This is a genomic window from Halalkalibacter wakoensis JCM 9140 (assembly GCF_000513095.1).
Lineage (GTDB): Bacteria > Bacillota > Bacilli > Bacillales > Bacillaceae_D > Halalkalibacter > Halalkalibacter wakoensis.
Map to the genome: position 1 here is coordinate 1 of NZ_BAUT01000187.1, position 507 is coordinate 507.

At 41.2% G+C, this 507-nt stretch carries 1 protein-coding gene; it reads left to right on the forward strand.

Annotated elements, in window-relative coordinates; genetic code table 11:
• Positions 1 to 183: 183 nt before the first annotated feature.
• A partial coding sequence (locus JCM9140_RS22195) for a UPF0236 family transposase-like protein (RefSeq protein ID WP_034751887.1) occupies positions 184 to 507 on the forward strand: 324 nt, incomplete at its 3' end.

Genomic DNA, 507 nt, shown 5'->3' on the forward strand with positions numbered 1-507 from the left:
GTATGAGTAAAATGTTTGTGGGAGAAGAAAAAACCTCCTCATCCAAGTAATGGAAATTCCCGTTACTTGGATGAGGAGGCCACCAAGCGAAAGCGCGGTAGGGTTTAAGCAAAATACATGAAAAAAGGGTCTCTCCTTGGTAGAATCATAGTCGACGAAAACCCGATTCAAAGGAGAAACCCTATGCAAAAGAATAACACAGAATATCCAACTTTAAAAGAACTTGAACAGCTAGTCTGGAGGAAGTTACAGGAAACCTTCTCAAGTGTGATGACCTCCATGTTAGAGGCATATGACGAAGAAATTGTGAAACAACGTGATAAGCAACGCTTTCATTATAAAGATAAGCGGCCTCTAAAAATAGACAGTTTATTTGGTGAGATTGAGTTGAAGCGCTCCTACTATCGCGATCGTGAAACAGGCAAATATGTCTATCTCCTTGACCAATACCTACAATTCGAGGGGATCAAAGGGTTTAGCCCACTTGTAGAAGAAGCGGCGATTGAA